Origin of the sequence: Spirillospora sp. NPDC049652 (genome assembly GCF_040675125.1) — a bacterium.
Lineage (GTDB): Bacteria > Actinomycetota > Actinomycetes > Streptosporangiales > Streptosporangiaceae > Spirillospora.
Map to the genome: position 1 here is coordinate 1 of NZ_JBFAOF010000258.1, position 8,298 is coordinate 8,298.

Consider the following 8,298-nt stretch of genomic DNA (forward strand, 5'->3'; position numbering starts at 1 on the left):
GCGGCGCGAGCCGCGGGTCCCGGTCGTGATGGACGCCGAGCCGGAGCCACGCCGCTTCCGCGCGGTGGGGGTCAGCCCCGGCCGATGCGCTCGTAGACCTCCGGACGCCGGGCCCGCAGGACGAGCGCGAACACCACGCCCACCAGCCCGAACACGAAGATCATGCCGGGCAGTGCCCAGACCAGCGGCGAGTCCTTGTCCGCGCCGAGCAGGGCGTCGAAGTTCCGCAGGCAGACGACGAACAGCGCGGCCAGTCCGAGGCCCGCGAGGACGGGCGCGATGAGGCGGTTCCAGAGGTTCTCGCCGCGCGCGTCCCTGACGAAGTACGCGACGACGGCCGCCGACGTCAGCGCCAGCAGCAGCATCACGCCGAGCGCGCCCAGGTTCGTGAACCAGTTGAACAGCGTGAGCACCGGGTCCTTGCCGGACGCCGCGAACACGACGACCACGACGACGGCGAGCAGGGTCTGCGTCGCCGACCCGATGTGCGGGGACTGGTGCTTGGCGTGCGTCCGGGCGAGCGCGCCGGGCAGGACGCCGTCCCGCCCGAGCGAGTAGAAGTAGCGCGCGACCGCGTTGTGGAACGACAGCAGGGCCGCGAACAGGCTCGTGACCAGGAAGAACTGCGCGGTGTCAGAGAACGTCCGGTTGACGTGCTGGGTCGCGAGGCCCCAGACCATCCCCGGCCCCTCCTTCCCGGACCGCTCGATGATCTGGCTCGGGCCGGCGCCGATCGTCATGGCCCACGCGGTGAACGCGTAGAACCCGGCGATGACCGCGACGGCGATGTAGGTCGCGCGGGCGACCGTCCGGCGCGGGTCGCGGCACTCCTCGCTGTAGATCGCGGCCGCCTCGAAGCCCATGAAGCTGGCCATCGCGGCGACCATCGCCGCGCCCGTCGCGCCCGTCTGGACCGCGCCCCAGCCGAGCGGCTCGGTGGAGACGCCGTCCGGCGCGCCGGTGAACTGGGCGAGGTCGAACACCAGCACCGTCAGGAACTCGATCGCGAGCAGGACGCCGAGGACCCGCGCGTTCAGGTCGATCCGGCGGAACCCGAGGACGGCCACGACCGCGACCCCGGCGAGCGCCACGGCCCACCACGGCAGGTCCCAGCCGAGCTTGCCCTTGAGCAGATCGGCCGTGGTGAAGCCGAAGATGCCGTACAGGCCGACCTGCATGGTGTTGTACGACAGCAGCGCGACGAACGCCGTCCCGACCCCGGCGACGCGGCCGAGCCCGTGGGTGACGTAGGCGTAGAAGGCGCCGGCGTTGGCGATCGACCGGCTCATCGCCGCGTAACCGCCGGTGAAGACGACGAGCAGGACGCCGAGCACGACGTACAGGGCGGGGATGCCGAGCGTCCGGGACACCGCGAACGAGGTGGGCATGCCGCCCGCCGCGACGGTCAGCGGCGCGGACGCGGCGACGACGAAGAACACGATGCCGGGCACGCCGATGCGGCGTCCGGGCTGGTCGGCGGGAGCGGACAGGGGGGATGCGACGTCTGAGATCGCCATCAGCGGCTCCAGGCTGGGCGGGGTGGGGTCGCCCGGGGGCTACGTCGGAGGGCGCGGCGCGGATCGCCCGCCGCTGCCCGACATGCAGGACGAAAAGGGTCATTCGGCCCCGCACGACTTCCGGGTTCCAGGGATCGTACGGATTCAAACGAGCGCCGACAAGGGTAGGTTCGGGCCAGGCCGACGACGGAGGAGAGCGCGTGACCGGGCATCACACCCTCGGCGAGACCGAGCAGGCGATCCAGCGGCGGCTGGGCGACGTGCCCATCCGGCACGACGCGATGATGGCGGTCTCCAACATCTACCGCGCCGCCACCGCCATCCGGCAGCACGTGGAGGGCTCGGTCCTGCGCCGCGCCGACCTCACCTGGACGGCCTTCGTCGTCCTGTGGGTGGTGTGGATCTGGGAGGAGATGGAGACCCGGCACGTCGCCGAGGAGGCGGGCATCTCCAAGGGCACGCTCACCGGCGTCGTCCGCACCCTGGAGGGCCGCGGCCTGCTGGAACGCCACCAGCACGCCACCGACGGACGGCTCGTCCTGCTGCGCCTCACCACCGAGGGCGAGGCCCTGATGTGCGACCTGTTCCCCGCGTTCAACGCCGAGGAGACGTTCGTCGCCGCGCCCCTGACGCGCGAGGAGAGCCAGACCCTCGCGCACTCCCTGCGCGCCATCGTCGAGCACCTGGAGGCCGACGGCGACGAGCGCCGCCAGTCCCTCCTCGGCGACTCCCCTCCCCCACCCCGCCGCTCGGGCCGCCGCCCGCGCCTCTGATCCGCGGACCCCGGGGACGCACGGAGCGAACGAACGGAAACGCAGGGCTGCCGGGGCGGCGGCGCCTGAGCCGCCTCCCCGGCAGGCCGGACCGCGTCCACCGGATACCGCCGGCCCGCGAGAGCGCGAGGCGGCGGGCGACCCCGGCTATCCCGTGACGGCGACGTGGCCGTAGGCCACGGCCGCGGACGGCCTGGACCTCACCGGACGGCCGGCCCCGGACGGCCACCCCCACGCCGTGGCGCGGTTCCGGACGATCTTCGACCTGACGTCCCCCGCGCGGACGCGGTAGGTGGCGCTGCAGGTCATCGAGCGGCCCGGCGCCAGCGTCCGCGCCGGGCAGTGGATCGCGGACAGGCCGCGCAGCCTGTCGTCGACGCGGACGCGGCGGAGCGTGACGTCGCCCGTGTTGGTCACCCGGTAGCGGAAGTGGAGCACCTGGCCCACCCTGGAATAGTGCGCCGGACGAACCGACTTGCGCAGCCTGATCCCGGGCTTCCCGCCGGGAGGCTCCCTGAAGTGCACCGTTGCTTCCGCCGGAGCCGACTCACTGGGCGTGGTCGCGCCCTCCGCGGTGCCGTGCGCCGTCGCCACATTGCGGACCGAGCCGTCCTGCACGTCCTCCTGGGTGGTCGTGTAGGTGGCCGAGCACTCCGTGTGCTCTCCCGGCGCCAGGGTCGTCTCCGCGCAGGTGACGGCCGAGAGGCCGTGCAGGGTGTCGCTGATGCCCACGTCCGTCATCGGTACCTCGCCGGTGTTGGTCACCCGGTAGGAGTACCGGATCGTCTCACCGGCGGCCGAGAAGGCCGTGGGGTCGGCCGACTTGGTCAACGTGATCGCCGGACGACCGGTGACCGTGACCGTCACCGGCTCGGACGTGGACGGCGGGCAGGATTCGTCTCCGTAGTAGCGGGCCGTGATGTCGTGCTGTCCCTGGCCCAGCGCGGTGGTCCTGAGCGTCGCGACGCCCTCGGCGTCCAGGGGGACGGTCTCAAGGTACGTGTCGCCCTCGAAGAAGGCGACGACGCCGGTCGGGACTCCCGCACTGCAGGTCACCGTGGCGGTCAGTCTCACCTCCTCGCCGGTGAACGCCTCGGACGGGTCGGCGGTCAGCGACGTGCCGCTGCTGGTCGGCTCGGCCAGCAGCAGGGAGTGCTGGAATCCGGCGCCGACCGAGGTGGCCTTGTATCGCCGCGAGAGGTTCATCCAGACCGGGCTGTTGCGCTGGTTGGTGCTGTTGTCCCCCAACTGCCCGAAGACGTTCCGGCCCCAGGCCAGCACCCGGCCGTCGGAGGACAGCGCCACACTGTGGGCCCAGCCGCAGGCGACCTGGGTGACGGTGACCCCGTCGGGCAGCTCCACCTCCACCGGAGTGGTCTCGGGCCCGGCGGTGGAGCCGATCCCCAGCTGGCCGTAGGTGTTGCCGCCCCAGGACAGCACCCGGCCGTCGGACGTCAACGCCAGAGTGTGGGTGTAGCCCGTGGCCGCCTGGGTGATCCTGACCCCCTCGGGCACCAACGCGAACACCGGGCTGTTGCGCTGGGTCAGGGTGCCGTCCCCGAGCTGACCGTTCTCGTTGTTGCCCCAGGTGAGGACCCGGCCGTCGGACGTGACCGCCGCGCTGTGGGTGGTGCTCGCGGCGACCTGGTCGACCGTGACTCCGTCAGGGAGGTTCACGTACCCGGGCGTGGTGCGCGGGGTGGTGGTGCCGTTCCCCAACGTGCCGTAGTAGTTGCGGCCCCAGGCCAGGACCCGGCCGTCCGAGGTCACCGCGAGGCTGTGCTGCTCGCCTCCGGCGACCCGGGTGACGGTGACCCCGTCGGGCAGCTCCACGTAGACCGGGGTGTCGCGCTGGGTGGTGGTGCCGTCGCCCAATTGGCCGTACTCGTTGTTGCCCCAGGCCAGGAGGCGGCCTTCCGAGGTCACCGCGAGGTTGTGGTACCGACCGGCCGAGACCTGGGTGATGGTGACCCCGTCGGGCAGCTCCACGAAGACGGGGGTGATCCGCGTGATGTCGGTGCCGTCGCCCAGCTGGCCGTAGAGGTTGGCGCCCCAGGCCAGAAGGCGGCCGTCGGTGGTCAACGCCACACTGTGGCCGCCGCCGCCCACGATCTCGGTGACGGTGACGCCTTCGGGCAGGGCCACCCGCGCCGGGCTGGTGCGGTCCCAGGTGGAACCGTCCCCCAACTGCCCGGCGGAGTTCTCGCCGGCGGCGAAGGCGAAGCTGGTGGGCGGCGCCGCGGCGGACGCGCTCCGGGCCGCCACCGGTCCCGCGATCACGGACACCGCCATGAGCAGGGCGGTCGCCGCCGCCAGCGCTCCCCGCACCCGGGACCGTCTCCGGGCGGCGCCCGCCCCGGTCCGCTCGCCGATCGGCCACACCGTCATCGCGCATCCCCCAGTGCCGCTCGCCCGGCGCGCGGAGGCCCACGGTCACGGCGGCGCCGGCGCCCTCGGCCGCCTCATGGCCGACCGGGACGGAAGTCGGACGGCGGGACCACCCCGCCGTCACAGCTAGCGACTACCTGTCTACCGGCGGCCATCTAATGATCATGCAAAAGGGCCGCCTGCCGCCCGGCAAATGATCTACACGGCTCCGGGACGCGGCATCGGGGCCGGGTCGGGAGTCGGGTCGGGGTCCCGGGTCGGGGGTCGGCTGGTGGTCAGACGGTGGCGGCGAAGGCGTCCATGAGCTGCTTGCGGTAGCGGGGGATCGCGGACGTCAGGCCTAGCAGGACGACGCCGACCAGCTCGCCGTCGCGGTGGTAGCCGACGGCGCACTCGGTGGCCGGGTCGCCCTCCAGGACGCGGATGTCGTCGCAGCCCAGGGCCGGTGCGCCGAACGACTGGATGCGCAGGTCGTACTGGTCGCTCCAGAACGACGGCAGGGGTGCGAACGGCGGGGCGTCCACGCCGAGGAGCGTCCGGGCGGCCTTGCGCGCGGTGTCGGTCGGGATCGACCAGTGCTCCACGCGGCGGCACACGCCGTCGTAGCGCGGGTTGGGGAAGCGCGCGACGTCTCCGACGGCCACGACGTCCGGACGGCCCTCGACGCGCAGGTCCGCGTCGCAGAGGACGCCGTCGGAGAGGTCCAGGCCGTTGCCGTCCAGCCAGGACACGCACGGCGTCGAGCCGACCGCCTCGATGATGACGTCGGCGGCGAGCGCCGTGCCGTCCGACAGCAGCACGTCGGCGGACGCCGAGGGGTCGTCGCCGAAGGCGGTGACGGTGCGGCCGAGCAGGAAGCGGACGCCCTGCGCCTCGTGCCGGCGGCGCAGCTCGGCCCCCAGGTCGGGGCCGAGCGGGTTCATCAGGGGTTCGGGGGCGGCGCAGACGACCGTGACGTCCGCGCCGAGCTTGCGGGCCGTCGCGGCGACCTCGCAGCCGACGAAGCCCGCGCCGATCACGACGACGCGGGCGCCGGGCACGAGGCAGCCGCGGAGCCGGGTCGCGTCGTCCAGGGTGCGGACGACGTGCCGGCGGTCCTCCAGGCCCGGCTGCGGCAGGCGGCGGGCGCGCAGGCCCGTCGCCACCACCAGACCGTCGTAGGCGAGGGAGGAGCCGTCCAGGAGGGTGAGCGTGCGGGCGGCCAGGTCGGACGCGACGACCGGCATGCCGAGCCGCCAGTCCACGTCCGCGACCGACGCGCGCATCCGGAACGCGACCGCCTCGTGCGTGACCTCGGCGGCGAGCACCTCCTTGGACAGCGGCGGACGGTTGTAGGGCCGGTGGGGCTCGTCCCCGACCACGGTCAGGTGGCCGGTGAACCCCGCCGCGCGCAACTGCTCGGCCGCGCGCAGCCCGCCCATGGACGCGCCGACCACGACGATCCGCCGCATGCTCATCCCTTCCTCACGACGCCGGGAGGGCCCCGGTCAGCCCTCGATGGTGATGGCCTGCAGCGGGCAGACGTCCGCGGCCTCCTCGACGGCGTCGCGCAGCGACTCGTCGGCGGTCTCCTCGTGCTCCAGGTGGCCCTCGTCGTTCAGGCGGAAGACGTCGGGGGCGGAGAAGACGCACTGGCCGTGGTCCTGGCAGCGGTCCATGTCCACGATGATCTTCATGGGGGTGGTTTCCTCTCGAACGAACCAGGGGGTCAGCGGCGCGGGGCGCGGACGCCCCGGAACTCCCAGTCGCCGCCGAAGGCGGTGGAGACGACCTCTTCGGACTCGGTCGGCTGGGCGCCGCAGTCGTCGCGGACCGGCACGGGGCCGGTGACGATGTGGTTGCGGAGCCGGCCGAGGCCCTCGGCCTCGACCTCGACGACGTCGCCGGGCTGGACGGGGCGCGAGTTGGCCGGGGTGCCCGACAGCAGCACGTCGCCCGGGTTGAGGGTGATCGTGCGGGCGATGTCGGCGACGAGGTAGTGCATGTCCCACTGCATCTCGTCGGTCGAGCCGTCCTGGACGACCTCGCCGTTGACGTAGGTGCGCAGGTACTTGCCGCGGAAGTCCCAGCCGGTGACCAGGCCGGGGCCGAGGGGGCACAGCGTGTCGGAGCCCTTCACCCGCAGCATCGAGCCCGCGTCGGTGTCGCGGAAGTCGTGCAGCCCGTAGTCGTTGGCCACGGTGTAGCCCGCGATGTAGTCGCCCGCCTCGGACGGCGCGATGTTGCGCGCGGTGCGGCCGATGACGATCGCGATCTCGCCCTCGTAGTTGAGGTACTTGCAGCCCTCGGGCCGGACGACCGCGCCGCCGTGCGCGTTCAGCGCCGAGGTCGGCTTGTGGAAGTAGGTCGGCGCGGGCGGCAGCGAGGTCTGGAACTCCTCGACCCGGCTGCGGTGGTTCAGGTGCACCGCGACGATCTTGGACGGCTCGACCGGCGGCAGGTGCACCGCGTCCTCGACGCCGACGCGGCGGCCGTCGGCCGCGACGAGCTCCTCGCCGTCGCGCACGACGCGGGTCACCGCGCCGTCCAGCAGGATGCGGCGGTATTCGACGGTCATCGGGAGGTCCATCCGTTCTCGGGCCGGTCGAACCAGATGTGCGCCTGGCCCGTCCCGACGCTGTTCTCGTACTCGCCGTAGAGGCGTCCGGGGGCGGTGCAGTCCCGCTCGCCGAGGGCGCCGATCATCATCAGGTAGTGCCCGAAGCGCGCCTCGGGCTTGAACTTCAGGAACTCCGGCATCGTGTCCAGCACCCGGGCGTGGTCGCCCTTGGCGAACCACTCGATGCGCTCCTCGTCCGCGCGGCGCGCCTCCTGGGTGCGGATGTGCGCGGGGTCGGCGGACTCGTGGTCGCGGATCTCGCGCAGCGGCCAGAAGGTGTGCGAGAGCGCGCCGGACGCGATCAGCAGGACGCGCCGGTCGGTGTCGGCGATCCCCGCGGCGAGCGCGCGGCCGAGCCGCAGGCTGTCCTCGACGTCGGCGGTCTGGCAGACGCCGATCGAGATCCACTTCTTGCCGGGCCGGTCCAGGTACGGCTGGTCCCGGACGCCGAGGTACTCCCACAGGTTGACCGTGGCGTACTGGATCGGCAGGTACGGGTCGTCCACCGGGGTGATCCACGTGCCCTGCGCCCCGGCGTGCCTCGCGATCGCGTGCGCGAGTTCGGGGTCGCCGGGGATGTCGTAGGGCATCCGGCACATGCCGCGCGGCAGCTCGTCGGACGTGTAGAGCCCGGCGCGCCGCTCGTGCGAGGTGACGACGAACTCGACGGTCGTCGCCCAGTGCGAGTCGAGGACGACGACGGTGTCGTAGTCGTCCCGGTCGAAGACCTCGGCGCGCAGCCGCTGCAGGCCGGAGACCAGCGTGGAGTCCTCGCCGTTGTTGAGCTCGCGGCGGGTGACCTCGGGCAGGACGATGGTGGGGACGTGCGCGAGCAGTCCCGCGCCGACTACTTCTCCCATGGGGCCGTCACCGTGTTCTTCAGGTCGCAGTAGAAGTCGAAGGACCAGTCGCCGCCCTCGCGGCCGACGCCCGACTGCCGGGAGCCGCCGAACGGGGCGCGCAGGTCGCGGACGAAGAAGCAGTTCACCCAGACCGTCCCGGCGACCAGCCGGCCGCCGAG

General features: G+C 72.9%; 8 protein-coding genes. 1 reads left to right on the forward strand and 7 read right to left on the reverse strand.

Translation table 11 applies throughout. The features are described 5' to 3' along the window. Positions 1-71: 71 nt before the first annotated feature. Positions 72-1,517 (reverse strand): APC family permease, encoded by a 1,446-nt coding sequence (locus AB0J52_RS18220; protein WP_500182765.1) that lies wholly within the window; start codon positions 1,515-1,517, stop codon positions 72-74. 200 nt (positions 1,518-1,717) lie between these two features. On the opposite strand from AB0J52_RS18220, the gene AB0J52_RS18225 reads away from it, so the two are divergent. Beyond that, positions 1,718-2,290 (forward strand): MarR family winged helix-turn-helix transcriptional regulator, encoded by a 573-nt coding sequence (locus AB0J52_RS18225; protein ID WP_500182766.1) that lies wholly within the window; start codon positions 1,718-1,720, stop codon positions 2,288-2,290. A gap of 147 nt (positions 2,291-2,437) precedes the next feature. Here AB0J52_RS18225 and AB0J52_RS18230 read toward each other — a convergent pair whose 3' ends face one another. The 6 genes from AB0J52_RS18230 to AB0J52_RS18255 all read right to left on the reverse strand — a co-directional run bounded on the left by AB0J52_RS18230 (position 2,438) and on the right by AB0J52_RS18255 (position 8,286). Then, a complete protein-coding gene (locus AB0J52_RS18230) occupies positions 2,438-4,678 on the reverse strand; it encodes an RCC1 domain-containing protein (RefSeq protein WP_500182767.1) in 2,241 nt (746 codons plus the stop codon). A 275-nt stretch (positions 4,679-4,953) separates the two neighbouring features. After that, a complete protein-coding gene (locus AB0J52_RS18235; protein ID WP_500182768.1) occupies positions 4,954-6,135 on the reverse strand; it encodes an NAD(P)/FAD-dependent oxidoreductase in 1,182 nt (393 codons plus the stop codon). A gap of 30 nt (positions 6,136-6,165) precedes the next feature. Beyond that, on the reverse strand, positions 6,166-6,354 hold the full coding sequence (locus AB0J52_RS18240; protein WP_500182769.1) for a ferredoxin: 189 nt from the start codon (positions 6,352-6,354) through the stop codon (positions 6,166-6,168). A 32-nt stretch (positions 6,355-6,386) separates the two neighbouring features. Beyond that, complete coding sequence (locus AB0J52_RS18245; protein WP_500182770.1) at positions 6,387-7,235, reverse strand: fumarylacetoacetate hydrolase family protein; 849 nt, start codon at positions 7,233-7,235, stop codon at positions 6,387-6,389. After that, positions 7,232-8,137, reverse strand: a complete 906-nt coding sequence (locus AB0J52_RS18250; protein ID WP_500182771.1) for a 3,4-dihydroxyphenylacetate 2,3-dioxygenase — start codon at positions 8,135-8,137, stop codon at positions 7,232-7,234. The genes AB0J52_RS18245 and AB0J52_RS18250 overlap by 4 nt, the downstream gene beginning before the upstream one ends. Next, positions 8,125-8,286 (reverse strand): aldehyde dehydrogenase family protein, encoded by a 162-nt coding sequence (locus AB0J52_RS18255; RefSeq protein WP_500182772.1) that lies wholly within the window; start codon positions 8,284-8,286, stop codon positions 8,125-8,127. Before AB0J52_RS18255 ends, AB0J52_RS18250 begins: the two co-directional genes overlap by 13 nt. Positions 8,287-8,298 lie beyond the last annotated feature (12 nt).

What these genes read in the sequence shown, in the direction of transcription:
- AB0J52_RS18220 (WP_500182765.1), bottom strand. Translation starts at nt 1,517, where the DNA reads ATGGCGATCTCAGACGTCGCATCCCCCCTGTCCGCTCCCGCCGACCAG.
- AB0J52_RS18230 (WP_500182767.1), bottom strand. Translation starts at nt 4,678, where the DNA reads ATGACGGTGTGGCCGATCGGCGAGCGGACCGGGGCGGGCGCCGCCCGG.
- AB0J52_RS18235 (WP_500182768.1), bottom strand. Translation starts at nt 6,135, where the DNA reads ATGAGCATGCGGCGGATCGTCGTGGTCGGCGCGTCCATGGGCGGGCTG.
- AB0J52_RS18240 (WP_500182769.1), bottom strand. Translation starts at nt 6,354, where the DNA reads ATGAAGATCATCGTGGACATGGACCGCTGCCAGGACCACGGCCAGTGC.
- AB0J52_RS18245 (WP_500182770.1), bottom strand. Translation starts at nt 7,235, where the DNA reads ATGACCGTCGAATACCGCCGCATCCTGCTGGACGGCGCGGTGACCCGC.
- AB0J52_RS18250 (WP_500182771.1), bottom strand. Translation starts at nt 8,137, where the DNA reads ATGGGAGAAGTAGTCGGCGCGGGACTGCTCGCGCACGTCCCCACCATC.